The sequence below is a fragment of the Acinetobacter sp. P37 genome, assembly GCF_057480965.1.
In genome coordinates this window covers 92,851-116,744 of record NZ_JBLIYY010000008.1, presented here as the reverse complement: position 1 = coordinate 116,744, position 23,894 = coordinate 92,851, and the positions used below count along the sequence as shown (strand labels likewise).

At 41.6% G+C, this 23,894-nt stretch carries 24 protein-coding genes and 1 riboswitch; of the genes, 8 read left to right on the top strand and 16 right to left on the bottom strand.

Annotation, left to right across the window (positions count from 1 at the left end; translation table 11 throughout):
- Positions 1-10 precede the first annotated feature (10 nt).
- A riboswitch (yybP-ykoY riboswitch) is annotated at positions 11-154 on the bottom strand.
- A 58-nt stretch (positions 155-212) separates the two neighbouring features.
- The gene (locus tag AC25JC_RS09505; RefSeq protein ID WP_233944693.1) at positions 213-923 is read left to right on the top strand and encodes a methyltransferase type 11; all 711 of its coding nucleotides are present in this window, start codon (positions 213-215) and stop codon (positions 921-923) included.
- Positions 924-971: 48 nt separating this feature from the next.
- Here AC25JC_RS09505 and AC25JC_RS09500 read toward each other — a convergent pair whose 3' ends face one another.
- The 3 genes from AC25JC_RS09500 to AC25JC_RS09490 form a co-directional block, all read right to left on the bottom strand.
- Positions 972-2,954: a 2-oxo acid dehydrogenase subunit E2 gene (locus AC25JC_RS09500; protein ID WP_180116147.1), complete on the bottom strand. Its 1,983-nt coding sequence runs from the start codon at positions 2,952-2,954 to the stop codon at positions 972-974.
- A 2-nt stretch (positions 2,955-2,956) separates the two neighbouring features.
- Positions 2,957-5,659, bottom strand: a complete 2,703-nt coding sequence (gene aceE / locus AC25JC_RS09495) for a pyruvate dehydrogenase (acetyl-transferring), homodimeric type (RefSeq protein ID WP_180024620.1) — start codon at positions 5,657-5,659, stop codon at positions 2,957-2,959.
- A 281-nt stretch (positions 5,660-5,940) separates the two neighbouring features.
- Positions 5,941-6,636: a M23 family metallopeptidase gene (locus AC25JC_RS09490; protein ID WP_180008772.1), complete on the bottom strand. Its 696-nt coding sequence runs from the start codon at positions 6,634-6,636 to the stop codon at positions 5,941-5,943.
- Positions 6,637-6,742: 106 nt separating this feature from the next.
- On the opposite strand from AC25JC_RS09490, the gene AC25JC_RS09485 reads away from it, so the two are divergent.
- Entirely contained in the window at positions 6,743-7,183 is a 441-nt protein-coding gene (locus AC25JC_RS09485) for a DciA family protein (protein WP_111884464.1), read from the top strand.
- A gap of 97 nt (positions 7,184-7,280) precedes the next feature.
- On the opposite strand, the gene lpxC is transcribed toward AC25JC_RS09485, so the two are convergent.
- The 8 genes from lpxC to gshB all read right to left on the bottom strand — a co-directional run bounded on the left by lpxC (position 7,281) and on the right by gshB (position 16,644).
- A complete protein-coding gene (lpxC, locus tag AC25JC_RS09480; protein ID WP_078193215.1) occupies positions 7,281-8,183 on the bottom strand; it encodes a UDP-3-O-acyl-N-acetylglucosamine deacetylase in 903 nt (300 codons plus the stop codon).
- 125 nt (positions 8,184-8,308) lie between these two features.
- Positions 8,309-9,499, bottom strand: a complete 1,191-nt coding sequence (ftsZ, locus tag AC25JC_RS09475; protein ID WP_180116148.1) for a cell division protein FtsZ — start codon at positions 9,497-9,499, stop codon at positions 8,309-8,311.
- Between the two features lie 159 nt (positions 9,500-9,658).
- A complete protein-coding gene (gene ftsA / locus AC25JC_RS09470) occupies positions 9,659-10,921 on the bottom strand; it encodes a cell division protein FtsA (protein WP_111884462.1) in 1,263 nt (420 codons plus the stop codon).
- 68 nt (positions 10,922-10,989) lie between these two features.
- A complete protein-coding gene (locus AC25JC_RS09465) occupies positions 10,990-11,844 on the bottom strand; it encodes a cell division protein FtsQ/DivIB (protein WP_180116149.1) in 855 nt (284 codons plus the stop codon).
- Between the two features lie 3 nt (positions 11,845-11,847).
- Positions 11,848-12,777 carry a D-alanine--D-alanine ligase gene (locus tag AC25JC_RS09460; protein WP_111884461.1) on the bottom strand — a complete coding sequence of 310 codons (930 nt, stop codon included), beginning with the start codon at positions 12,775-12,777 and terminating at the stop codon, positions 11,848-11,850.
- 59 nt (positions 12,778-12,836) lie between these two features.
- Positions 12,837-14,285, bottom strand: a complete 1,449-nt coding sequence (murC, locus tag AC25JC_RS09455) for a UDP-N-acetylmuramate--L-alanine ligase (protein WP_078190576.1) — start codon at positions 14,283-14,285, stop codon at positions 12,837-12,839.
- Between the two features lie 14 nt (positions 14,286-14,299).
- Positions 14,300-15,397 carry an undecaprenyldiphospho-muramoylpentapeptide beta-N-acetylglucosaminyltransferase gene (gene murG, locus AC25JC_RS09450; RefSeq protein WP_180109616.1) on the bottom strand — a complete coding sequence of 366 codons (1,098 nt, stop codon included), beginning with the start codon at positions 15,395-15,397 and terminating at the stop codon, positions 14,300-14,302.
- Between the two features lie 302 nt (positions 15,398-15,699).
- Positions 15,700-16,644, bottom strand: coding sequence for a glutathione synthase (gshB, locus tag AC25JC_RS09445; protein ID WP_180116151.1), 945 nt, complete (start codon positions 16,642-16,644; stop codon positions 15,700-15,702).
- A gap of 343 nt (positions 16,645-16,987) precedes the next feature.
- On the opposite strand from gshB, the gene AC25JC_RS09440 reads away from it, so the two are divergent.
- From AC25JC_RS09440 to AC25JC_RS09430, 3 genes are all read left to right on the top strand, one after another.
- Positions 16,988-17,248: a hypothetical protein gene (locus AC25JC_RS09440; RefSeq protein ID WP_306441869.1), complete on the top strand. Its 261-nt coding sequence runs from the start codon at positions 16,988-16,990 to the stop codon at positions 17,246-17,248.
- Positions 17,249-17,365: 117 nt separating this feature from the next.
- The gene (locus tag AC25JC_RS09435; RefSeq protein ID WP_373456151.1) at positions 17,366-17,872 is read left to right on the top strand and encodes a GGDEF domain-containing protein; all 507 of its coding nucleotides are present in this window, start codon (positions 17,366-17,368) and stop codon (positions 17,870-17,872) included.
- A 126-nt stretch (positions 17,873-17,998) separates the two neighbouring features.
- Positions 17,999-18,196 carry a DUF3565 domain-containing protein gene (locus AC25JC_RS09430; RefSeq protein WP_180101671.1) on the top strand — a complete coding sequence of 66 codons (198 nt, stop codon included), beginning with the start codon at positions 17,999-18,001 and terminating at the stop codon, positions 18,194-18,196.
- 45 nt (positions 18,197-18,241) lie between these two features.
- On the opposite strand, the gene AC25JC_RS09425 is transcribed toward AC25JC_RS09430, so the two are convergent.
- The 3 genes from AC25JC_RS09425 to AC25JC_RS09415 form a co-directional block, all read right to left on the bottom strand.
- A complete protein-coding gene (locus AC25JC_RS09425; protein ID WP_180116152.1) occupies positions 18,242-18,532 on the bottom strand; it encodes a type II toxin-antitoxin system YafQ family toxin in 291 nt (96 codons plus the stop codon).
- A complete protein-coding gene (locus tag AC25JC_RS09420; protein ID WP_168370261.1) occupies positions 18,519-18,779 on the bottom strand; it encodes a type II toxin-antitoxin system RelB/DinJ family antitoxin in 261 nt (86 codons plus the stop codon). Before AC25JC_RS09420 ends, AC25JC_RS09425 begins: the two co-directional genes overlap by 14 nt.
- Positions 18,780-18,921: 142 nt before the next feature.
- Positions 18,922-19,530 (bottom strand): FMN-dependent NADH-azoreductase, encoded by a 609-nt coding sequence (locus tag AC25JC_RS09415; protein WP_180116153.1) that lies wholly within the window; start codon positions 19,528-19,530, stop codon positions 18,922-18,924.
- Between the two features lie 98 nt (positions 19,531-19,628).
- Here AC25JC_RS09415 and AC25JC_RS09410 point away from each other — a divergent pair, with 98 nt between their 5' ends.
- Positions 19,629-20,540, top strand: coding sequence for a LysR family transcriptional regulator (locus AC25JC_RS09410; protein WP_078194112.1), 912 nt, complete (start codon positions 19,629-19,631; stop codon positions 20,538-20,540).
- A 316-nt stretch (positions 20,541-20,856) separates the two neighbouring features.
- Here the strand turns inward: AC25JC_RS09410 and pyrE are convergent, their stop codons facing one another.
- Positions 20,857-21,507, bottom strand: coding sequence for an orotate phosphoribosyltransferase (pyrE, locus tag AC25JC_RS09405; protein WP_180116154.1), 651 nt, complete (start codon positions 21,505-21,507; stop codon positions 20,857-20,859).
- 40 nt (positions 21,508-21,547) lie between these two features.
- On the opposite strand from pyrE, the gene AC25JC_RS09400 reads away from it, so the two are divergent.
- A complete protein-coding gene (locus tag AC25JC_RS09400) occupies positions 21,548-22,366 on the top strand; it encodes an exodeoxyribonuclease III (RefSeq protein WP_180116155.1) in 819 nt (272 codons plus the stop codon).
- Between the two features lie 628 nt (positions 22,367-22,994).
- Positions 22,995-23,342 (top strand): Spx/MgsR family RNA polymerase-binding regulatory protein, encoded by a 348-nt coding sequence (locus AC25JC_RS09395; RefSeq protein WP_180116156.1) that lies wholly within the window; start codon positions 22,995-22,997, stop codon positions 23,340-23,342.
- A gap of 104 nt (positions 23,343-23,446) precedes the next feature.
- Here AC25JC_RS09395 and AC25JC_RS09390 read toward each other — a convergent pair whose 3' ends face one another.
- A complete protein-coding gene (locus tag AC25JC_RS09390; protein WP_078193227.1) occupies positions 23,447-23,884 on the bottom strand; it encodes a DUF2147 domain-containing protein in 438 nt (145 codons plus the stop codon).
- Positions 23,885-23,894 lie beyond the last annotated feature (10 nt).

Sequence of the window (23,894 nt, the reverse complement as noted above, 5' to 3'; positions counted from 1 at the left end):
CAGAGTGATAAATCAAAGGTCTTGCCAACAAAAGAAAGCTACGAAGAGCTCATTTGGTTCTTTGCTATGATGACCATGCTCGTTTTAGAGCAAATATGTTGACCATCACCTTTTTACTTTGCGTAAAAAGCGGCTACTCCCCAATGAAGTAATGCTATTCTAGCGAGGAATGCATGTTTTCGCAATTTTAATTTTCGATGACTCAATTTGATATGCAAAACAATAATCAAAAATTTCAAGAATTTATTCAACACTATATGCATGTGCAGGATGTATTAATCATTGCAGGCGGCCCGTCTCAGCTCAGTTTTGACTTAACCACCATTCAGCCCTCAAAAAAACTGCTAATCATTTGCTGTAATCAAAGTTTTCTTCAACTTCCTCAGGCTCAAATTGCCCATCATTCAGATTATGCGTGGTGGTTACACTATCAACCCATGCTCAAAGCCTGCTTTCAAGGTGACATCATTAGCGGATGTGGTTTAGGTCACAACCGTCCATATCCTGAACATGAAGTGATTAACTTTAAAACCGTGCGTATCGATACGCAAGCGGAGTTATTTCATTCACCGTACTTTGTTTATGGTAATAATTGCGGCCTTCAAGCCTATTCACTCGCACATCTCTTTCAACCGCAGCGTATTTGGCTGATGGGCTATGACTTTCAGCACCAACACGGTCAAACACATGCATATCAGCATCAACATGTGCAAGAACTTGAGCATTATGAAAAGTTTTGGGGCTTATTTTTAAAAGACTTCCAACGCTTTGAACATTTACGACATAAGCTTTGGTCGACGGCGCACCCGCATCGTACGCTTCCACTTACCTATAACCTCAACGCAAACTCGGCATTAAAGCTCTACCCTTCACCCATTGAACTTCCTGATTGGCTTTGTCAGTCCACCACCACCACGCCATAAAAAAACCCTGCCAAAGCAGGGTTCATTTTGAAACTTAAACAGGTCAGATTAGATCAATAAAGTTCGGATATCTTTGAGCAGCTTCGTCAGTTTATTGGCAAAACGTGCAGCGTCCGCTCCATTAATCACACGGTGATCGTATGACAATGACAGCGGCAGCATCAAACGTGGATCAAAGCTTTCACCATTCCATACTGGCTGCATGGTTGCAGGTGAAATACCCAAAATCGCCACCTGTGGCCAGTTGACCAACGGTGTAAATGCAGTGCCACCAATTGAACCCAGACTGGTAATGGTAAAGTTCGCACCTTGTAAATCTTTCGGCGACAATTTTTTGTCACGTGCTTTTTGACTCAGCTCACCCAACTCAATTGCAATCTGCTTAATCGATTTTTGATCTGGATTACGCAGTACAGGCACGGTCAAACCATCAGGCGTGGCAACGGCAATCCCCATATGGATTTCATTGCGTAGCAATACTGACTTGCCATCATCAGACAAATGACCTGCAAATTCACGCTCTTCTTTCAACAAATAAGCCACTGCTTTGATGATGAAAGCCATAATGGTTAAGCCAATACCTTCTTTCTTAAAGTTAGCTTTTAAATCATTACGCCAAGCTTCAAGATCAGTAATATCCGCTGCATCGAACTGCGTCACTTGCGGGATAAAGTTGTTTAAAGACAATTGCGGGATCGACACTTGTTGTAAACGCGTCAAAACTTTCTCTTCCACACCACCAAAAGCATCAAAACTTGGCAACTTCGGCAAACCTGAAACCTGTGCCACAGCTTGAGCTGTAGGTGCAGCTTGCGGAGTGGTCAAACGGGTTTTCACATAAGCGAACAAATCTTCTTTCATTAAACGCTCATGCGGGCCCGATGCTTTGACTTCTGCCAAAACCACACCCAATTCACGTGCAAGCTTACGAACGGCAGGTCCTGCATACACTTTGGCATTGGCAGCATTTTGCTCTTTGGTGAGCTTATCTGCGCCTTGTGGTTGCGGTGCTGCTGCTTCAACTTTGCTTTCAGCTTTAGGTGCAACTGTCGCAGGCTGTGCTACAGCTGGTGCAGGTTTCGCTACTGGCGCGGGTGCTGCAACAGCTTGACCTTCGGCTTCAATCGTCACTAAAGCGACGCCTTCAGAGACACTTTGCCCTAACTGAACATGAATCGCGGTGATTTTACCAGCGGTAGAGCTTGGCACTTCTACCGTTGCTTTGTCTGATTCCACCACGATGATGCTTTGGTCTTTTTCAACCACATCACCCACAGCGACTAAAATTTCAGCCACTGCTGCTTTATCAACACCTAAGTCAGGCACTGCAATTTCAACAGGTCCAGATGCTGCAGCCATAGACGGCGCTGGTGTTGCTTCTGCGACAACGGGTGCAGCAACAGGCTGTGCAGTTTCTTGCACAGGAGCCGATTCAACCGCAGCAGATGAAGCCACCGTTTTCACCGTTAAAATCACTACGCCTTCTTTCACTACATCGCCAGCACTGATCGTGATCGATTCAACACGGCCTGATACAGTACTTGGGACTTCGACTGTCGCTTTATCTGATTCCACCACGATAATACTTTGATCAACATCAATCTCATCACCAACAGAGACCAAAATCTCACTTACCGTAGCTTTTTCTACGCCAATATCAGGGACTTGCACATCGATGCTTTGCGACTGAGTAGCATTGGCTGCAACAGGTGCTACAGCTTGTTCTGCTTCCACAACCGGTTTTGGTTCTTCTGCTTGGTCTTCCGTTGCATTTTGTACTGGCTCAACGGTAGCAGTACTTTGACCTTCTGCTTCTAACTCGATCAGCACAGCACCTTCAGCAACACTGTCACCCAGATTAACTGCAATGCTTTTCACCACGCCTGCCGAAGTGCTGGGCACTTCAACAGAGGCTTTATCAGACTCTAACAACACAATGCTGTCATCGACGCTAATGCTGTCGCCGACTTTCACTAAAATCTCAGCGACTGTTGCTTTATCTACACCAATATCAGGAGTCGTAATTTGCATGATTAGTTCTCCTCTTTGTAGTCAGCCACAGCATGCAGTTCTGGCGTTTCCTGCGGAGCCCATGCCACTGGACGGTCAGTATCTAGTTCAAAGCTTGAGATCGCATCTTTAACCAAACGTGCATCAACTTCGCCTTCATCCGCGAGTTTTTTCAATGTTGCTACCACAATATGTGCGGCATCGACACCAAAGTAGCTACGTAAGTTGCCACGTGTATCTGAACGACCATAACCATCTGTGCCTAATGCAACGAACGGACGATTGTCTGGAAGATAAGCACGGATTTGTTCGCTATAAGCACGCATGTGATCGGTTGCCGATACCACAATACCGTCTTTTTCACGAAGTAATTGAGAGATCCAAGCTTCTTTCGTATCTTCAGCCAATGGATGTAGGCGGTTGTATTCTTCACATGCCATACCATCACGAGCTAATTCGTTAAAGCTAGTGACGCTCCACACATTTGAATGAATTTGATATTCATCACGAAGAATTTTCGCTGCTTTAATCACTTCACGCAGAATCACGCCTGAACCCATCAACTGAACCGTTGCTTTCTCATCTTCTTCGAAGAGATACATACCACGTTTAATGCCTTCTTCAGCACCTTCAGGAATAGCTGGATGTTCGTAGTTTTCATTCATTACTGTTAAGTAATAGAACACGCGCTCTTGGTTCACGTACATACGTTTTAAACCATCATGTACGATCACTGCCAGCTCATAACCAAAACATGGGTCATAAGAGATACAGTTTGGAATCGTATTTGCCAAGATATGTGAATGACCATCTTGGTGCTGTAAACCTTCACCGTTCAGTGTTGTACGACCCGCAGTTGCACCGAGCAAGAAACCTTGCGCCTGTGCATCACCTGCAGCCCATGCAATATCGCCAATACGCTGGAAACCGAACATCGAGTAGTACATATACATCGGAATCATTGGCAAGTTATTGGTTGAATAACTGGTTCCTAACGCAGCCCAAGCACTCATCGCACCCGCTTCGTTAATCCCTTCTTGTAACATGTGACCATCTTTAGCTTCACGGTAATGCATCAACTGTTCTTGGTCTTCAGGGGTATATTTTTGACCATGCGCAGCATAGATCCCCAACTGACGGAACATACCTTCCAAACCGAAAGTACGCGCTTCATCTGGCACAATTGGTACGACACGATCTTTAATGGCTTTTTCTTTCAATAATGATGAAATCAAACGTACCATCAACATGGTCGTCGATTGCTCTTTACCGCCACTGCCTTTGAGTACCGCATCAAACACAGACAATTCAGGAATCGCCAGCTGCTCGCTTTCTTTACGACGTGCAGGTAAATAACCACCCAATGCCTCACGACGTGCTTTCATGTATTTAATTTCAGGTGAATTTTCACTTGGACGGTAGAATGGCACTTCTTCAAGCTGTTCATCGGTAAATGGCAAGTTGAAACGGTTACGCACGTATTTCAACGACTCAAGCTGCATTTTCTTGATTTGATGCGTCTTATTGACTGCTTCAATCTCTTCCGACAAACCATAACCTTTGACTGTTTTTGCCAAGATAACTGTTGGCTGACCCGTTTCCTTCATCGCTTCGGCATAAGCCGCATACACTTTGAATGGGTCATGACCACCACGGTTCAGGTTATCAATATCTTCATCGCTTAAGTTGCGCACCAACTCTTCAGCTTCAGGATACTTACCAAAGAAATGTGCACGCGTATACGCACCACCTTTCACTTGATAACGCTGGAAGTCACCATCGACCGCTTCTTCCATCACCGCTTTTAAGGCACCTGAATCATCTTTTGCTAGTAGCGGATCCCAATGACGACCCCATACCACCTTAATCACGCGCCAGCCTGCACCACGGAACAATGATTCAAGTTCTTGAATAATTTTACCATTACCACGAACTGGGCCATCTAGACGCTGTAAGTTACAGTTCACGACCCAAATTAGGTTGTCGAGCTTTTCACGACCTGCAAGTGAAATGGCACCTGTACTTTCAGGTTCATCCATTTCACCATCACCGAGGTAAGCCCAAACTTTACGGTTTTCTTCTTTGATCAGGCCACGGTTCATCAAGTACTTTTGAATGTGTGCTTGATAGATCGACATGATTGGGCCTAGACCCATCGATACGGTTGGGAACTGCCAATAATCTGGCATCAAGTACGGATGTGGGTATGACGGCAAACCTTTACCGCCAACTTCACGACGGAAATTATTTAAGTGCTCTTCAGTCAAACGACCTTCTAAGAACGAACGTGCATAGATACCTGGTGCACAGTGACCTTGATAATAGATCATGTCACCGCCAAAGCTGTCGCTATTGGCACGGAAGAAGTGGTTAAAGCCCACGTCATATAAAGTTGCAGATGATGCAAAACTTGCCAAGTGACCACCTAAGTCATCACCTGTTTTATTGGCACGCAGTACCATCGCTAAGGCATTCCAGCGGATCAACGCACGAATACGGCGCTCCATATCCGAATCACCTGGCATAGGTGGCTGTTCTTCAACTGAAATGGTATTTAAGTAAGGAGTATTTAGTCGCTGAATGGGAACGTGCTTAGCAATCGCTTGTTGATAGAGTTTTTCAAGCAAAAATGCAGCGCGGTCAGTTCCCATGTGCTGTAAAACTGAATCAAATGCGTCCTGCCATTCTTGGGTTTCTTGCGCATCTGTATCGCCATAAAACGCCATACTTCACCTATCCTATGTGCTAAATATATGGCTCTATTAGTACCATATTTTGGCTAGGCTCAGTTATCGCCACAGATGAATACGAAATAGCTCTGTTATTTATTTACTAAATACTTATTGATTAACAATTACACAAATTTACATTTTTGAGTCAATTTTCGCCATATTTCATACAGACAATATTTTTTAGAATGATAATTTTATAGTTATTAGCGATAAATAAAAAAGCCATTGTCTGTAGAGGTTCAGACAATGGCTTCGTATATAGATGTTATATGTGCTTATGGTAACATCGCTAAATACGTTGATGGGTTTTTACGTTGACCATCTTTCACTACTTCGTAATGTAAATGTGGGCCAGTACAACGACCAGTACAACCAACGTTAGCAATATGCTCACCCGCAGCAACACGGTCGCCTACACGTGCAATTAAGCGTGATGCATGTGCATAACGTGTCAGGTAACCATTACCATGGTTAATTTCAACATATTGACCATAACCTGTGCCCCAACCTGACTTTGTTACAATGCCTGGACCCGTTGCATAAATAGGTGTGCCACTAGCCGCAGAAAGATCTAAACCTGAATGATTCTCCGCACGGCCACCCATGGTACGGCCACCATAGTTTGAACTTACACGCTTCATGTCTGGAAGTGGGTGGGCAATTAACCATGAATATGGATTATTTGAACTTGCTGAATAGTTTTTAGAGGAATTGCTTGAACCGTATTTTTTTGCGATTGTCGCATTATTGAGTTCAATTGATTTTTCACGAATTTGAACATTCAACTTTGTTTCTGCTGGAATATCAATATCATTGCTTTCAGAGTAAGCACCTTGAGACAAAGTGCGAGTTAACTGTTCAATACGATCTGATGATGAATCTGCTTGATTTAATTCAACTAAATCTGCAAAAGCGACTGAAGCGGCCGAAGCAGCCAATGAAAACGCCAATAAAATACGTCGTAAATGCATAAAAAACCTCTATAAACTGTTCTCTTTTGTTCCTTGTGTGATTTCGTCCTTGATATCAGCCAAAAGGAGCGCATAAGATTAAGACATAAACATGTAGGAAATATGTATGTCAGAACCTGTCAACGTCTTTCAACCAACAAGAAAACACATAAAAACAGGAAACTTTTCGTTTCTCTCAACGCAAGTTGCTGCATGGCAGAAGCTTACGAAAATTGTCCAACCGCTATTACCCCAACCGGATCAATGGCAAGTCGTTTGTTATATAAACGGTGTACTTATATTAACTGGTGAAAATCAGGCACTGATAAGTCAGTTGGCCTATTTACAAAAGCAATATATTGCACAGTTATCACAAATATACGAATTCAAGGATTTACACAAGATTCAAGTTCGTCTGAGAACTCCGTCTCCAACGCCCCATTCCCCTGAAAAAATTTCAAGAACCCTCAGTACAGAAACTCAGGATTTACTCCGTAATGCTGCTGACTTTGTGAGCGACCCTAAGCTTAGCCAAGCAATGCTGCGTTTGGCAAGCAATAAAAAGTAACCACCGAGTTGTAACAGATAAATTTGAATATTCAGAATGTGACAGACTTAACACTTACAAATGATACAATATAACATCACTATTATAAGACAATGACTTATGTCACATTCACATAACTAATTGGGCAATCTTTAATGTCATCAAATGTTACAATTTCATAGCTGTCTGGATCACTTTTGACATTGCGTAATAACTGATTATTTAATGCATGACCTGACTTATAGGCATCATATTTCGCAATAATTTGATGACCGAGCAAGTATAAATCACCCACAGCATCTAATATTTTGTGACGAACAAACTCATCCGAGAAGCGTAAGCCCTCTTCATTGACCACACCATTGTCATCTACACCAATGGCATTTTCGAGACTCGCCCCTAAAGCCAAATTATTAGCTTTGAGGTAGTCCAAATCTTTCATAAAGCCAAAAGTCCGCGCTTCACTAACTTCATAGACAAATGTTTCGGTTGAAAAGTCGATTGTTGCCGACTGAAATTCTTTCTTAAATGCAGGATGGTCAAAATCAATCGTAAAATTTAATTGGAAACCGTCATGGGGTTGGAAGGCAGCACGTTTATCATCGATCAGTGCTTCGACAGGTTTGCGTATTTTTATGAATTTTTTAGGTGCATTTTGTTCTTGTAGTTCACCTTGCATAAGCAAATAAATGAACGGGCCGGCACTCCCATCCATAATTGGCACTTCAGACGCCGACACTTCCACGATCAGGTTATCAATCCCTAAACCAGCAATCGCACTCATAATGTGCTCAATTGTACCCACCTTGGCATTTTCTTGCACCAAGTTAGAACACATGAATGCTTCTTGAATCAGCATAGCATCGGCTGGAATATCAATCGGTGGATTTAAGTCGATACGACGAAACACAATCCCCCCATCGGCATGATGTGGCACAAAGTTAATCATCACTTTTTGCCCACTATGCAGTCCGATGCCACTCGCTTTCACGATGCGTTTCAGGGTACGTTGTTTCAACATGTGTCTTCTATCATCAGTTCACAAAACCGCTATACGTTAGCATATTTAGCCATTGATAAAAAACAAAAAGGTAGCTGATCAGCTACCTTTTGTAATCAACAGACACTTAAGTCATTGAATTTATGTTATTTACGTTGCTGATTTTTCAAATAGTCTTGAATACTCATTGGCGTAGGGCGTGAATTGGATGCTGACGCCGCTGCCGCAGCTGGAGCTGCTGCTTCATTGTGCTGACGTTGAATCGCTGGCACATCATCTTCATCTACAGGTACTTGTGCAGAAGCGACTGTACGCGTTGCTTGTGCGATAGGGCGTTTCACTGGCTCAGCAGAATCGGCAGAATTACGAGTTAAACCCGTTGCGATCACCGTTACGCTAATTTCATCACGTGCATCTGGATCAAATACCGTACCGTAGAACACTTGACCTTCATCAAGATCCACAATTTGGTTCACCACATCAGTGATTTCTTCAATTTCACCGAAGGTTACGTCATCGCCACCTGTAACGTTAATCAAAATGCCTTTTGCATTCATGATGGTCACGTTATCTAACAATGGGCTACGGATCGCTTGTTCAGCAGCTTGACGCGCACGGTTTTCACCACGACCAGAACCTGCACCCATCATGGCATAACCACGTGTACTCATCGCAGTTTTCAAATCGGCGAAGTCAAGGTTGATATGACCAGGACGCACCACAAGATCAAAGATACTACGTACAGCATTTAACAGTACGTCGTCTGCTTTTTTGTAAGCATCTTTCATTGAAATATCGCGGAATACTTTAAGTAGACGTTGGTTCGGAATAATAATCAGAGAATCAACATGTTGCTCAAGTGCTTCAATACCTTTCTCAGCAGACTGCTGACGACGTTTACCTTCAAAGTTAAACGGAGTCGTCACCACACCTACAGTTAAGATACCCATTTCTTTGGCAATTTCAGCAACAACTGGCGCAGCACCTGTACCTGTACCACCACCCATACCTGCAGTCACAAACACCATGTCCGTACCTTCAAGGTGTTGGCGAATCAACTCACGGCTTTCTTCAGCAGCAGTTTGACCCACTTGTGGATTTGCACCTGCACCCAAACCACGCGTACTTTGCTCACCGAGTTGGATTTTAAATTGTGCATTCATACGGTCGAGTGCCTGTTTGTCTGTATTGGCACAAACAAATTTTACACCTTCGATATCTGATTCCAACATGTGTTGCACAGCGTTACCGCCAGCACCACCTACACCGAATACTGTGAAACGGGCTTGACCGTTGCTGTCGCTTTGATCATCTTCTAAAAATTCAAATGAGGCCATGCCTAAAAAATTCCTAATCCATAATTGGCAGACACTTCAGCCCGTATACTGCCTTGATCTTAATAAAAATTGTTTTTTAGAATGCTGTCCAAGTTCCAGCTTGTCAAGTACAAGCAATAATCCGTACAACTTCCCAACAATATTCCCAAATATTTCAACTTAAAAGATCGACTTCAAGGTGTCATTGAAGCCCGACCATGCACGTTTTACCCGATTCAATACTGAAAGTTTTTCCGTATCTTCTGGCTCAACGATCGTATCTTGTGTTTCACTTTGACTGAAAATTAACAGACCTGCGGCAGTCGCGTATTGTGAACGACGTAAAGCGGCTTGCTGTTGATCATCAGCATACACTTGCATAGGTGGATTACCTAAATGTGCAGAAACACCTAACATCCGACGCGCAAATGTCACCATCCCTTCAATTTGGCAGGCATCACCTGTGAGTACAACACCATGGTATAAACCATGAATCGCACCATGATCCACCAACTCATTACGCACTTGATTAAAGATTTCTTCATAGCGCGCAATAATGATTTCGGTCAGTTCAATACGGCTAATGGTTTGTGGACCATCAATACCTTGGAACTGAATCATACTTTCAGGTTTAACCACTTTCAGATCAACACAACCATACAACAGCTTAATGCGTTCAGCTTCTTCTGTTGTGGTTTGCAATACAGCAGCAATATCACGTGTTACATGCTCACCGCCACGTTGCAAAGTGTGTGTCATCGCCAAGCGACCATCTAAATACACCGCAATATTGGTCGTACCAGCACCAATATCAACCAAACACACACCATATTCTTTTTCATCTTTAAGCAAACTGGCTTCAGCTGTTGCTAATGATGAAATGACCATGCGTTCAACACCAATATTGGCACCTTTTAATGCGCGATCCAAATTCTGCATGGTGCTGATGGGCAACATCATCAAATGATAATGTCCTGTCATACTCCGTGCTGACATGCGAATCGGGTTTAACACCCATTCAGGTTCATCATCTAGTTCAAAACCTAAAGGTACAGCACTCACCAAATAATGGTCAGACGTTAAATGACTGGCTTTGGCCAGTTCTAAAGCACGCACCACTTCATTGGTGGTAATCGCATGGTCATTATTTTCAATTGGAGTGCGACCAGAGGCATAAAAACTTTTTAGTTCAGCACTTGGAATGGAAATCCACGCAGAATGTACACGACATTCCGCCATATCTTCTGCTTCCTGCACTGCATTTTTAATTGCGGTAACAACTTTATCGAGACTGACAATTTTCCCTTTATTCATGCCGCGGTTACGAGCGGTCGCCATCCCTACCACTTGGATATTGTCTGGCGCGTGTACCTTACCAATCAAAACTGAAACTTTGTGTGTCCCAATGTCAATCGCAACAACCGAGGGAACAGCTTCATTCATTATTTACTACTACCATTCACATGTTTGTTTAATTTATGGCTTAAAGCCTCTACTTATAAAGCCGATCATTATGGCTTTACAGGCGCTGCATTCGCAATGCCTATGTCATCACTGGTTACAACAAACTGACCATTTACCGACTTTGCTGGCACAGAGTTTTTCCATTGAATCGCTAAACCATTTCGGTAGCGCAAATCGATGGCAGAAATTCGTGGCCAAACAGGTTTTAAGTCACTGTGTGCAAGATAACTTAAACGCTGCAACTTACTCATGGTCTGATCCTGATCGACAATCACGCGTAAGCCTGAATCAAACTGCATAAACCAAGTCATTCGTTCGGTTAAATATAATTCTTTTAAACGAATGCCTACAGGTATAAATAATTGATTAATTTCATTATAGCGACGCATCATCATTTTGGACTGACTCGTCGGCCCATGCAATAACGGCAAATTCTGATGATTGGTCGGAGTTAATTCGGCAAATACATCACCACTGTCGCTTAACAGTCGCCCAGTTCCCCAACGTGCAATCGCTTGACGCGGCATCACCCGTACACGAATTGCATTTGGCCAAGCACGCGATACCACCACGCGATCGACCCAAGAGATTTCTAAAGTACGGTCACGAATGACACGTAAATCAGAGGTAAAATAGTTTTCAGTCATCATCGGTGAAACGTATGACATGACTTGTTGTTTTTCTTGGGTGCTCCGCACCCCCACCACATCAAGTTCAGCCACACGTGCATCCGTCATGACTTTATATAGCCCCCAAATCCCAGCAATCAAGACCACACATGCAATAAACAATAACAGCCATCCACCCACATTGGTAAGCTTTTCCTTACGTGTCGGTGGTTTGTCATGTATCGATGTCGTTGCTGCACGTTTACGGCGCATTGACGCAGGAAGTTGAGCCATAATTTAGTGCGCCGCACCTGTTAGGGTTTGTTCCAAAATTGCAACACAAAGATCATCAAAACTATAGCCTATAGCATTAGCAGCTTTAGGCACTAGAGAATGACTAGTCATACCCGGAACGGTATTTACCTCAAGTAACCAGAAGTTTCCTTCTGCATCCTGCATCGCGTCAATACGACCCCAACCACTCGCACCTACCGCTTGGAAAGCGCGTAAAGATAAAGCTTGTAGACGCTTTTCTTCATCTTCAGTCAAGCCACATGGAATACCATATTGCACATCGTTACGGTTATATTTCGCTTCGTAATCGTAAAAAGCCACATCTGCAGGCGGTTCTAAACGAATCACCGGTAGCGCCTGACCATTTAAAATCACAATGGTAAATTCACGTCCTGTAATCCATTTTTCAGCCATCACGACTGCATCATGCTGGGTCGCTTTTGCAATTGCGGTTGCAAAGTCTTCAATTTTTTCAACTTTGCTCATACCAATGCTTGAGCCTTCATGCACTGGCTTGATAATAAATGGCAAACCAATTGAATCTACAATTTCTTGTAAATCTGAATCTTTGCTGACAATGCGATAAGGTGCTGTCGGTAGTTCTGAACCTTGCCAAACTTGTTTAGTTTTGACTTTATCCATACCAATCGCCGAGCCTTGAACGCCCGTTCCAGTGTACGGAATGTTTAACCATTCCAAAGTACCCTGAATTTGACCATCTTCACCACCACGGCCATGAAGTACGATAAATGCACGGTCATAAGCCACCAACTCAGTCACACTGCGTTGCTGCGGATCGAATGCTTCGGCATTTACACCCGAACGCACCAATGCTTCAAGTACAGCTTTACCACTATCGAGAGAAACCTCACGTTCGGCAGATTTCCCACCTAATAACACGGCAACTTTGCCGAATTTTGAAGCATTTGACACGTTTATATCCTTAAACTTTTATCTACGGTCTAAACAAACTTTGGATCACCAAGCGGTAATCATTTTACATAGAGATTGTTTTGAGCAAGTTCGATTGAGATTGCTCCAACATTACCTGCGCCCTGTGTTAATAACAAGTCATTTGCTTGTAACACTTTTTTCATTACTGCTTGTAAGTTGCCTTCTACTGGATCGATAAGAATCGGCTCAACTTCACCACGTAGACGAATGCTTCGAGCCAATGCACGACTATCCGCACCCACAATTGGTTTTTCACCCGCAGGATAAACTTCTAATAACAACAATTGATCAACTTGTGACAATACATCGACGAAGTCATCAAAACAGTCACGCGTACGGCTAAAACGGTGCGGTTGGAACATCATCACCAAACGACGATCTGGATGACTTGCACGTGCCGCTTTAATGGTCGCTTCGACTTCTTTTGGATGGTGACCATAGTCATCGACCAATTTCACCAAGCCATCTTCAACTTCAAATTCGCCTTGTACTTGGAAACGACGACCTACACCACTGAAACTTTCTAAGGCACGCGCAATCGCAGCATCAGAAACACCTTCATCCGTTGCAATACCAATCGCTGCCAAGGCATTTAAGATATTATGAAGACCCGGCAAGTTAATGGTTAAACGTAACGGCTCACGGTCTTTACGCAAAACTGTAAAGTGTGATTGCATGCCTTCTTGAGCCACATCAACGGCACGAATGTCATTGTCTTCATTGAAACCATAAGTCACGACAGGACGACCAATACGCGGCATAATTTCACGGATGTTGGCATCATCACCACACATCACAGCTAAACCGTAAAATGGAAGACGCTGTAAGAATTGTACGAAGGTATCTTTCAATACATCGAAGCTACCACCATAGGTATCCATATGGTCAGCATCGATATTGGTGACAATCGTTGCCATCGGCTGTAAATGCAGGAATGACGCATCTGATTCGTCCGCTTCAGCCACGATATAACGACTTGCACCCAATGCAGCATTCACACCGGTACGATTCAACAAACCACCAATGACATAAGTTGGATCCAGATTTTCTTCTGCCAACATGCAGGTCACCAGACTGGTTGTCGTGGTTTTACCATGCGTCCCCGCAACGGCAATACCATGACGGTAACGCATTAATTCACCCAACATTTCTGCACGACGCACGACAGGTGTACGGGTTTCAATCGCCGCTTTCACTTCTGGGTTTTCAGAATCAATAGCTGTTGATACCACGATTACATTGGCGCCTTGAATATTTTCAGCAGCATGACCGATGAAAACTTGAATGCCGTTTTCTTCAAGCTGAGCCGTGGTTTTCGACGCTTTAATATCTGAACCTGAAACTTTATAGCCTTGGTTTTTCAATACTTCGGCAATACCACACATGCCCGCACCACCAATCCCAATAAAATGGATGTGTTTAATACGGCGCATTTCTGGCACTTTAATGAGCTTTTTCGCTTGATCAGCAGGCGTTGATGGAGACATAGATTACTCGAATTTTACAAATCTTGAATTAAACCAACCACGTGCTGTGTCGCATCGGGTTGTGCCTGTTGTCGAGCCTTAACCGCCATTTCCATAAGTCGTTGGCGATTCATCAGCGGCTTCAACAACGCTGTTAAACTTTCTGCGGTCATGTCCGCTTGTGGGCAAATTTTTGCGGCATTGATATTGGCCAAGAATCCGGCATTTGCAGTTTGATGGTCATCCACTGCACTTGGCAGAGGAACAAACACGGCTGCCACACCCGCTGTCGCAATTTCAGTGACGGTTAGCGCACCAGCACGGCAGATAATCAAATCCGCTGCAGAATAGGCTGCTGCCATATCTTCAATAAACGGCTGAACTTCAACTTGTATATGTTCAGGTGCGCTTGCATAACGAGCCAATGTGCTTTCAGCATTATTTTGACCACACTGATGATATACACTGAGGGGCTGTTCTAATTGCTGCAAAGCAGCCGGCACACATTCATTTAAGGCACGTGCGCCCAGTGAGCCACCTACAATTAATACCCGTAATGGCAACCCAGCTTTTTCACGCTCTTGGTAACGCCATGACGGATTTAAAATTTCTGTAATTTCTTTACGTACAGGATTACCTGTGGTCACGATTTTATCTTGTGCTGGAAAGGTATTTGGAAATGCCTGACAGACAATTTTGGCCACACGTGACAACTGCGTATTGGTAAAACCTGCTACCGCATTTTGTTCATGGATAATAACTGGTATGCCCAATGCACGAGCCGCCAAGCCACCTGGCCCAGCCACATAACCCCCAAAGCCTGCAACTGCATCGACTTTGAGTTGTTTCATATAACGCATGGCACTCAATGTAGCTTTGAGAATTTTAAACGGTGCCATCAGCTTACGCACGACTCCATTGCCGCGCACGCCTTGGATATCAATTTGATAAATTGGAATATTATGATTTTTAAGCAGGCGATTTTCCATGCCTGTTGGCGTTGCGAGCCAAGAAACTTCACAGCCTTGTTGTTGCAACTCTTTGGCAACAGCGAGCGCTGGAAAGACATGACCACCGGTTCCGGCAGCCATCATCATGACATGTTTCGGCTTTACTTGCGTTACTTCGGTCACTGTCTAATTCTTCAATTCTAAAAAGAGGCTAATGATATTCGATTTTAAGCAAACAATTGTAATCACAAACGCATGACCGTGAAAGGTAATTTACTTTTTTTCAACAGGCGTATGATTGTTTTTTTCTACTATTTTAAAAGTTTAAACTAGTTTTATTATTAATCTATGAGAATTGAAAAAAAATCCGACAATTTTTCACTTTAATTGCATTCACTTACAGTTTTTTGCTTTTTAAGCTCCCCTCCCCTTAGCGCAGGACAAAAAAAGAGCCCGTGGAGGACTCTTTTAAATCTAGTGCAAAATTAAGCTTTTAAACCTGCCTCAAGGACATCAAATAAATCATCGGCAATCGAGGTGCCAAATTGCGCATCAATTTCACGTACGCAGGTTGGACTGGTGACATTAATTTCAGTCACGTAATTACCAATCACATCCAGACCAACAAACACTAACCCTTTTTCACGAAGGAATGGCCCAACTTTGGCTGCAATGGCTTTATCATTTTCGGTCAATGGACGCGCCTCGCCCAAACCACCTGCCGCCAAGTTGCCACGCACCTCACCATTTTGCGGAATACGCGCCAAACAATACGGTACGGGTTCGCCATTGATCATCAAGATGCGCTTGTCGCCATCCACAATTTCTGGGATGTAACGCTGCGCCATAATCGGCTGTGTGCCGTTATTGGTCAGGATTTCAATGGTTGAACCAATGTTTACGCCATCTTGGTATAAACGGAAAATGCCCATACCACCCATGCCGTCTAATGGCTTCACAATCACATCGCCGTGTTCTTGCAAAAATTCACGAATCAGGCTTTGCTGCGAGGTCACCAAGGTCGGTACTTGAAGTTCAGGGAATTGCGTCGCAAACAATTTTTCATTGCAGTCACGTAGGCTTTGTGGCTTGTTAATAATCCATGCGCCTTCGCGTTCAGCCTGTTCCAAAATATAGGTGGTGTAGACAAAGTTCATGTCAAACGGAGGATCTTTACGCATCAAAACTACGTCATAAGCAGCAATTGATTCTTTTTGTTTTTCGCCGAGTTCGTAATAGTGGTTGTAGTTTTCAAAAACTTTTAGCGGTGAAATCAAACCAAAGGCTTTGCCGTGATCGATATATAAATCTTGCTGTAATGCATAGCCTAGCTCATGTCCACGACGTGCTGCTGCCCATAGCATCGCCATTGAGGTATCTTTTTTTAGGTTTACATTTTCGATGGGATCCATCACAACAAGTACACGCATTATTCAGTGCTCTGTTCATTATCAATTTATGAACGAGTATAGCCGAGATTTTTCTTTTGTTTATTCTGATTTTGCATGTGTATGTATGGATTCGTGTGATGCAGGCGATAATTCAAAACATTTCTATCATCGGCTTTATCTCAATAATGGAAATAAGCTTTAATCACATCATGTGATAGGTCTGCGTAATTAAATACCAAAGCATTGCTACCTGTTTAATTACTTCCAAATATACTTAGCCCTATTTTTGGTTAAAAAATACGTGATTTTTTATTTTTTTTAGATATTGTGTTAATTATTGTAAATAAAAAAATAGAATTCATTGAGGATCAATATTGAGCAGATGGCTATCATTCTTGATGCTTTACCAGACCCTGCATTTGTCATATCACGTAGTGGAAAATACGTTGCAGTTTTTGGCGGGCGCGATAATCGTTATTATCACGATGGTTCCGGTCTTGTTGGTACCTATATTTCAGATGTGATCAAGCCAGATAAAGCCAACTTGTTTATGCAACTGATCGACCAAGCTCTAGCATCAGGAAATCTACTCATCGAAGAGTATGAGCTGAGCAATAGGGATGTAAAAGGTCTGCCCGACTAAGGTCCTGAAGAGCCCATTTGGTTTGAGGTGCGCATCCAAGCTCTCAGTTTTTCGGTAGATGAAGAAGACGTTGTACTTTGGGTCGCAAGTAATATTTCAGCGTGTCACGACTAGGAAATCAAGCTGAAGGAACTCAGCCATACAGATCAGTTAACTGGTCTTTTCAACCGAAGAAAATTAGAGCATGATTTAGCATTACATTATGAGTCATACCTACGGCATTCCATACAGACCTCGATCTTGATGTTCGATCTTGATAACCTCAAAAAAATCAACGACAGTAAAGGCCATCATGTCGGTGATGAGGCAATCCGAGCAGTCGCAGATATTCTTCGTTTAACACTGCGCAAGACTGATTGCGCCTGCCGCTTAGGTGGAGATGAGTTTGTGGTCGCCTTGCCCAATACGGGCTGCGAGCAGGCCATCCAGTTTGCCAAACGGATTCATGAACATTCCAGAAAAGAATTAAGTCGGTTTTCAATAGATAACGCGCATGTCACCGTGAGCATAGGAGTGACAACCATCATGCCTGAAGATTGCACCTATGAAGATACCATTAAGCGCGCTGATCTAGCGCTGTATAAAGCCAAACATGGCGGGAAAAATAGAATTGTCGCGGCCTAAGCGTGCGGCAGAAATAAACCAAATTTCACAGTCTATTTAGCAATTTGATATTCAAGCCGTTGTGATTGCTCAACATGAACTCTCGTCTCTTTTTCAGCATAATTTCAATTTAGATAGGTGTTTGATATGCAGCAAGCCATTGTTGATTTTGCCTTGGATGATGAAAATCATTGGTATGCCATTTTAGCTTGTGGTCATACACAGCATGTCCGACATGATCCTCCATGGCAAAACCGCCCTTGGGTTTTGACGGAGCAAGGACGGAATGAAAAGTTAGGGGTGATGTTGGAATGTAAGAAGTGTGATGAAGAGAGTTTCGTATAAGAGATTTTATGTTAAACAGCCCTCAATTAAGGACTGTTTTTTAGGTCAAATTGCTAATTCGCTATGACTGCCTAATCTGACTAATTTTAAAATTAGCAGTTCACCTTCTTCTGTTTTCTTATAGATTAAAACAAGATCAGGCTTGATATGGCAATCACGATGACCCACCCAATTGCTGACCAAAGCATGGTCACGATACTTTTCAGGTAGAGGTTCATCGGCTTGTAGTAACTCTAAAACTGTTTGTAGATCAGCATCTACTGTATTTCGATGTTGCCCTTTTTTCTCACGTTTATAGTCTTTCTTAAATGCAGAGGTGTACTTAATCGTCCGCATTAAGATCAGCCATCAGATCTTTTACAGAAGTGAAGCTCTTTGCTTTGCTTAGATCTTCTTCCATCGCTGCAATAGTTTCAGCACTGGGTTGCCAAATTTCAAAAGGTAGAGCCTTTTCTTTCGCTACTTTGGTCAACAACAAACGGACTGCATCTGAGACAGTTAAGCCCATTGATGCGAGAACTTCCGTTGCTTCATGCTTAATATTTTCATTAATACGAGTAGTCACTAAGGCATTTGAAGCCATGTTAAGCTCCTATGATTAACATTGTTAATCATACTATATTCTTAGATGAAAAAAAATTCAATTCGTATAACAGCCATTATGTTAAATAGGAACCTTAGAACAATAGAAAATTATAATTTCATTGCCATAAGGAAGAATATACTTACAATCCTACGTTCGTTTGTAAAGCAATTTGCTGTGAAGCTAATTCAAGTGCTTTAGATTTCCCTAATGGTTTAATATCAGTGCCTTCAGCATATATAAAATCTACCTTATCAATACCAATTAATCCTAATACTGCTATTAAATATGTTGTAACAGCATCTGTTGGAAGATCTTGATGAAAACCACCACGTGAACTAAAGATAATTGATTTAACACCTTTAATTAATCCTACGGGTGCGGTTTCTGTATATTGAAAAGTTACTCGTGCTCGTGCAATTAAGTCGAACCAGTTTTTTAATTGGGTTGGTACATTTAAGTTATACATTGGTGCTGCAATCAATAATAGATCACAATCTTTCAGCTCTTGAATAAATTGATCAGAGAGAGCTACTGCTGCTTTTACCTCAGGTTTTTCATTCGCCTCTCCACGTAAGGCATTAAATATCTCTAAGTTTAATACTGGTAAGTTCATAGCTCCTAGATCATGTTCAATTATTTGGTCAACATAACCACTTTGCTTACGTCTATATAAATATTTATTAATGAGCTGATTACTTAGAGATTTTTCCTGCATAAAACTAGATTTGATAACTAAAATTCTGTTCATAGTAAGGTTCCTAATATGAATTTTAATTAGATTATCATTGATAAATTGGATACAAAAGTGATAATGAATCAACTCATTGATTCCCAATTGGAACTAATATGCGTGTTAATGATCTGAAAAGTTTGATGGCATTTATTAGTGTTGTTGAACAAGGAAGTTTTACTAAAGCATCAGAAAAATTACATCTGACTCGTTCCGCTGTCAGTAAGATGATTTCAAAGCTTGAGGTACAGCTCGGAGTAGTACTTTTTAACAGGGATACACGTCATTTAGCTCTCACAGAAGAAGGTAGTATTTTCTATGAACATAGCCAGCGGGCTGTACAAGAATTATTAATAGCTGAGACATTATTTGAAAGTAATAATCAAAATATTCAGGGAATGATACGTATCTCTATGCCTGTATTATTTGGACAAAAGTTCATAGTTCCGATATTAAGAGACTTAGCAGATGAACATCAAAATTTGAATATGGTTCTTTCTTTTAATGATCGTTATATTGATTTAATTGAAGATAATTATGACCTAGTGATAAGAATTGGTAATTTAGAAGATAATAGTCAATTAATGGTTAAAAAGATTTCTGAGCATGCAATGTGGCTCTGTGCCACACCTGAATATTTAAAAAGATACCAGGTTCCTGAGAGCATCAAAGATTTAGATAACCATCAGACTATTGGATATTTGAAAAATGGGCAGCTTGAAAAGTGGATATTTCAAAGTTCTCATCATAAAACTATGAAATATTTGCCAAAAAATAAAGTTCAAATGGATGACATAAAAAGCATATTAGATTATGTACTAATGCATGGAGGAATTGGTTGGTTACCTTCCTGGTTGATTCAAGAATATATACAAAGTGGTCAATTAATACACCTACTTACTAACTATTCAAGTACTAACTATCCTATTCAAATTGTATGGAAAAGATCAAATTTCTTACCAATACGTGTTCGTACTACCATTGATAAAATAGCTTCATCAATACAAAAAGATAGCGTCATTAAATAAGATTTATAAGAGAGGAATTCTAAATTGATAGTAATACAAAATCTTTCTAGTTTAATTTTTAAACACGGATTTATTAAGCTTTCCTAAAATTAACATAATACACGTTATACGAAATTCTTTAAATTTTCTATAAGCATCAATACCTTAACTAAAGCCGTTTCAGTAAATAGCGCACTGAGACGGCTTTTTATTGATTCTTCACGTTTAACGCCTACTTTTTAAGTAATATTTCACATTTTTTGTTAGTTAGATGCAACAATCATCATTTAAAGACGTAAAAAAGGCAGCTTCAGCTGCCTTTTGAAATCCCGAAAAATTAGATGCCGTATTTAACACGGTACGCTTCCATTTTCGCCAAGGCTTCAGTTTCGCCTTTTGCATCTAAGAAAGTCATTAAATCTTTCATAGTGATTAAAGCATGTACAGGAATTTCTAACTCTTTTTGTACTTCTTGAATCGCAGACAAATCGCCCTGACCTTTTTCTTGACGGTCTAGCGCCACCAATACGCCCGCAATTTGTGCACCGGCATTTTTCAGAATAGTCACTACTTCACGAATCGCAGTACCTGCAGTGATCACATCATCAATGATCCAGACTTTTTTGCCTTCTACTGATGCACCCACAAGCACACCGCCTTCACCATGGTCTTTCGCTTCTTTACGGTTAAAGCCCCAAGGTACACTCACACCATGGTTTTGTGACAGTGCGACAGCCGTTGCTGCTACAAATGGAATACCTTTATAAGCTGGGCCAAAGACCACTTCCACATTATCGCATTTTGTTAATTTAGCTGCATAGCCAGAAGCCAATAATGATAAGGCTTCACCATCGTTCAGTAGACCTGCATTAAAAAAATAAGGACTCACACGACCCGATTTTAAAGTAAACTCACCAAATTTAAGCACACCACGTGATAATGCGAGTTCGATAAAAGCTTGTGGATTAAATGCCGCTTGCGCTGTCATGAGGTGCTCCATTTTTTTAAGTTTGAGGTTAAACCTGAGCATGATACCAAAGAGTAGCTATCCAAGTGATCAAAAAATTTTACGTGTCGTTTCAATTAATGTGAATGGTCTGCGTTCCGCTGAAAAAAAAGGTATTTTTGACTGGATGGCAACTTCAGATGCCGATGTCATCTGCATGCAAGAAAGCCGTATTACCCATGAACAATGGACCGATAAATTTAAACCCGAAGGTTGGTTTACACACCTTTTCCCTGCAGAACGCCCAGGCTATTCCGGTACTGCGATTTATAGCCGCCTACCTTTTGTTTCAGTGACAGATGGTTTAGGTTTTGAATTGGCAGACACTCAAGGCCGCTTTATTTCTGCTGAGTTCGATTTAGGACTTGGACAAACTGCACATATTTGCTCGCTCTACCTGCCTTCTGGTTCATCGGGTGAAGAAGCTCAGGCGCGCAAAGACCTATTTTTAGGCGAATATCAACAAATTTTGAAGCAATGGCGTGCTGAAAATAAGTCAGTGATTGTTTGCGGTGACTACAACATCGTGCATAAACGTATTGATATTAAAAATTGGTCTGGGAACCAAAAGGCTTCAGGCTGCTTACCACATGAACGTGCATGGCTCGATCATATTTATGATGAGCTTGGCTATGTCGACACCTTCCGTGAGGTACGTAAAGAAGCCGAGCTTTACTCTTGGTGGTCTAACCGAGGACAAGCGCGTGCCAAAAATGTGGGTTGGCGTATCGACTACCATGCATGTTCACCAGACTGGAAAGAACGTACAGTCAATGCTTGGATATTTAAAGATGAATGGTTTAGCGACCACGCACCTGTGATTATTGATTATAAAATTTAAGCTTCCAACAATTAATTGAGTGAACGATTGTTTACTCAATTAGAGCTTATTTCTCACATTACATGACGAATTTGTGGATTTATCTCATAACTTGAACATAGCATTATGGTCGCACGGCAAAGGGACATGTCAGGATGACATAAAAGGATTGGACGCCGAAGGAAGTATAAAAACAAACTAAATGATTTAGCTTGTTTTCAAGGATGTGACAATGGACGTTGGATTGAGACCCGCATGATCAGGATGATTAAATGCGGGTTTTCTCTTATCTAGTCCCCACATCTATAGACTCAAACATCCCCCAAATAAAACAGCTAAAAATTCAATCTGCACAGCATTTTCTTATTCTCGCTTTCTTTCTACTTTTGACTGTGCAACCTTAAGCTGAATTTTCTTGTTATTGCATCGCTTTCTTTTCTGAGCATCGTTTTGTTCTGTAGGCTATTCTAAAAGACCAAAATGTCGTTTTGATGACAATACCCAATATTTATTACATGCGACTTTTACAGCAAAACATTTATTTCTCAATCCACATCCAGATCGAGCTTTGAGCATTGATGAATTAGCCTGTAGGATAATGCTTAATTGTATTTTTTATCTTATTGTTTGAATAATTAAGGACACCTTCATGATTAAAATTTATGGCATCAAAAACTGTAATACCATGAAAAAAGCTTTCGACTTGCTCAACGAATTAGGCCTAAGCTACGAATTTCATGACTATAAAAAAGAAGCGATTGATGCTAAAACCGTAAAAAAATGGCTTAATGCCAAAGGCGCTGATGTGATTCTCAACAAAAAAGGCACAACATGGAAAAAACTCAGTGAAGAAGAGCAACAGACAGCGTTAGCCAGTGAAGAAAATTTGATTCAATGTTTAATAGCGCATAGCAGCATGATTAAACGTCCTGTACTCGATACAGGTAGCGATTTATTGATTGGCTTTGATGAAAGCGCTTACCGTGCATTGAAATAAATTTTTTTATCACACTCATGCACGGCTCTAGTTCAATTGTGGCTGAAAATAGGCTATAAAAAAGCCTGACATTGTCAGGCTTTTTTTGTTTGAATCATGTCAAATTAGTTGGCACGAATCCATGTTTGATTACGACCTAAAGCAGCAACGCCAATAAAGCCGCGAAGCTCTAGTTTTTTGCCACCATCAGCCAATTGACCTTTTAACTTGTAAGTTTTACCTGATTGAGGATCCAAAATTGAACCATCTTCATAGCTTGTACCACCTACATTTTTAAGACCTGTCACAATACGTAAGCCTTTTAATGATTTATTGTGATATGGGCCTTCACATTTTTTACAAGCGTTCTCTTCACCTGGTGTCAAAACTGACTGAATGCTCGCAGAAAGCGTACCATTTTTTTGCTCAGTGAATTTTACAATCGCTTTTGGCTGCTTGGTTTTATCATCAATGGTTTTCCAAGTTGTACCATTTAGCGGATCTGCAGCATTTGCAAATGCGGCTAAACTCATCAATCCTAATGCTAGTGCAATTTTTTTCATTTTTGTTTAT

Bases quoted from the DNA above. Each gene is read 5' to 3' on its own strand.
- AC25JC_RS09505 (WP_233944693.1), top strand. From the start codon at position 213: ATGCAAAACAATAATCAAAAATTTCAAGAATTTATTCAACACTATATG.
- AC25JC_RS09500 (WP_180116147.1), bottom strand. From the start codon at position 2,954: ATGCAAATTACGACTCCTGATATTGGTGTAGATAAAGCAACAGTCGCT.
- aceE (WP_180024620.1), bottom strand. From the start codon at position 5,659: ATGGCGTTTTATGGCGATACAGATGCGCAAGAAACCCAAGAATGGCAG.
- AC25JC_RS09490 (WP_180008772.1), bottom strand. From the start codon at position 6,636: ATGCATTTACGACGTATTTTATTGGCGTTTTCATTGGCTGCTTCGGCC.
- AC25JC_RS09485 (WP_111884464.1), top strand. From the start codon at position 6,743: ATGTCAGAACCTGTCAACGTCTTTCAACCAACAAGAAAACACATAAAA.
- lpxC (WP_078193215.1), bottom strand. From the start codon at position 8,183: ATGTTGAAACAACGTACCCTGAAACGCATCGTGAAAGCGAGTGGCATC.
- ftsZ (WP_180116148.1), bottom strand. From the start codon at position 9,499: ATGGCCTCATTTGAATTTTTAGAAGATGATCAAAGCGACAGCAACGGT.
- ftsA (WP_111884462.1), bottom strand. From the start codon at position 10,921: ATGAATGAAGCTGTTCCCTCGGTTGTTGCGATTGACATTGGGACACAC.
- AC25JC_RS09465 (WP_180116149.1), bottom strand. From the start codon at position 11,844: ATGGCTCAACTTCCTGCGTCAATGCGCCGTAAACGTGCAGCAACGACA.
- murC (WP_078190576.1), bottom strand. From the start codon at position 14,285: ATGTCTCCATCAACGCCTGCTGATCAAGCGAAAAAGCTCATTAAAGTG.
- gshB (WP_180116151.1), bottom strand. From the start codon at position 16,644: ATGCGTGTACTTGTTGTGATGGATCCCATCGAAAATGTAAACCTAAAA.
- AC25JC_RS09440 (WP_306441869.1), top strand. From the start codon at position 16,988: ATGGCTATCATTCTTGATGCTTTACCAGACCCTGCATTTGTCATATCA.
- AC25JC_RS09430 (WP_180101671.1), top strand. From the start codon at position 17,999: ATGCAGCAAGCCATTGTTGATTTTGCCTTGGATGATGAAAATCATTGG.
- AC25JC_RS09425 (WP_180116152.1), bottom strand. From the start codon at position 18,532: ATGCGGACGATTAAGTACACCTCTGCATTTAAGAAAGACTATAAACGT.
- AC25JC_RS09420 (WP_168370261.1), bottom strand. From the start codon at position 18,779: ATGGCTTCAAATGCCTTAGTGACTACTCGTATTAATGAAAATATTAAG.
- AC25JC_RS09415 (WP_180116153.1), bottom strand. From the start codon at position 19,530: ATGAACAGAATTTTAGTTATCAAATCTAGTTTTATGCAGGAAAAATCT.
- AC25JC_RS09410 (WP_078194112.1), top strand. From the start codon at position 19,629: ATGCGTGTTAATGATCTGAAAAGTTTGATGGCATTTATTAGTGTTGTT.
- pyrE (WP_180116154.1), bottom strand. From the start codon at position 21,507: ATGACAGCGCAAGCGGCATTTAATCCACAAGCTTTTATCGAACTCGCA.
- AC25JC_RS09400 (WP_180116155.1), top strand. From the start codon at position 21,548: ATGATACCAAAGAGTAGCTATCCAAGTGATCAAAAAATTTTACGTGTC.
- AC25JC_RS09395 (WP_180116156.1), top strand. From the start codon at position 22,995: ATGATTAAAATTTATGGCATCAAAAACTGTAATACCATGAAAAAAGCT.
- AC25JC_RS09390 (WP_078193227.1), bottom strand. From the start codon at position 23,884: ATGAAAAAAATTGCACTAGCATTAGGATTGATGAGTTTAGCCGCATTT.